The 1,314-nt window shown below is 71.5% G+C and carries 2 protein-coding genes; both read right to left on the reverse strand.

Annotated elements, in window-relative coordinates:
- Nucleotides 1-62: 62 nt before the first annotated feature.
- A complete protein-coding gene (locus tag AB0G02_RS40690; protein ID WP_360806027.1) occupies nt 63-824 on the reverse strand; it encodes an OAM dimerization domain-containing protein in 762 nt (253 codons plus the stop codon).
- Nucleotides 821-1,314: lysine 5,6-aminomutase subunit alpha (locus AB0G02_RS40695; protein WP_360806030.1), on the reverse strand; the 494-nt coding region annotated here is incomplete at its 5' end. The genes AB0G02_RS40690 and AB0G02_RS40695, both read right to left, overlap by 4 nt.

Consider the following 1,314-nt stretch of genomic DNA (forward strand, 5'->3'; position numbering starts at 1 on the left):
GTAGTGGGCGTGGGAGTGGGGCACGTAGCGGCGGTGGGTGACGGTCGATCCCGCGGTGGGGCTCACGCGTTCTCCTCGGCGGCGGTCTTGGCGGTGGTCTTGGCGCGGACGGCGTGGACGAGGTAGCTGGCGACCTCACCGGGGGTGGTGCCGCGGCCGAAGACCCGGTCGACACCCAGGTCGTCGGCCATGAGCGGGTCGAAGCGGGGGCCGCCGGCGATGAGCAGGGGCCGCCGGTCGCCCATGGCCTCGCGGAACGCCGCGGACATCTCGCGGGTGTTGAGCAGGTGGGCGTCGCGTTGGGTGACGACCTGGGACACCAGGACGGCGTCGGCTTTCTCGGCGCGGGCGCGACGCACCAGGTCGGGCACGGCGACCTGCGCGCCGAGGTTGACGACGGTCAGCTCCCGGTAGTACTCGAGGCCCTTGTCGCCGGCGAAGCCCTTGATGTTGAGGATGGCGTCGATGCCGACGGTGTGGGCGTCGGTGCCGATGCACGCGCCGACGACGACGAGTTTGCGGCGCAGCAGCTCGCGCACGGCGGCGTTGACCTCGGCGGGCGGGAGCAGGGGGTAGTCGCGTTCGACGACGCGCACGTCGTCGAGGTCGACGATGTGGCTGACGGAGCCGTAGACGACGAAGAACGTGAAGTCGTCACCGATGGGGTGGGAGTGCACGACCAGGGCGGGGTCGATGCCCATCTTGTTGGCCAGTTGACGGGCGGCGCCGTCGGCGCGGGGACCGGCGGGGACGGGCAGCGTGAACGAGGTCTGCACCATGCCGTCGCCGGTGGTGTCGCCGTAGGGGCGGACGTGGCGCTTCACGGGTGTGCCTCCAGCAGGTCCGAGGCGGGGTTGAGGTAGTCGTCGGCCTTCTCCACGACGCCGTCGGCGCCCTTGCCGCCGTCGGCGGGGCGTTTCATGAGGCCGAAGGTGCCGTCCGCGATGGCGTCGAGCAGGCCGTCGTCGACGATGCGGCGCAGCAGGTCGACCGCTTCGCCCAGGACGTGGTGGGCGCGGGTCACGATGAGCCCGTCCGGTGCGGGCCGGAAGTCCTCGCGCAGCCCGCCCGCCGCGCCCAGCACGTAGCGGACGTTGGCCAGGGCCAGGTCGCGGTCGGACAGGAACGGGGTGACGACCGCCTCGGTCATCATGCCCACCAGCAGGATGGACTGGCCGGTGAGCAGACCCGCGAGGTTGAAGAACCCGTCGAGCAGGTAGCCGTTGAACACGTCGCCGGTCATGTGCTTGGTGGGGGGCATCCACTTCAGCGGCGCGTCGGGGAACAGCTCACGCGCCAGCAGGGCGTGGGCCA

Source organism: Actinosynnema sp. NPDC023658, assembly GCF_040639995.1.
Taxonomy (GTDB): Bacteria; Actinomycetota; Actinomycetes; order Mycobacteriales; family Pseudonocardiaceae; genus Actinosynnema.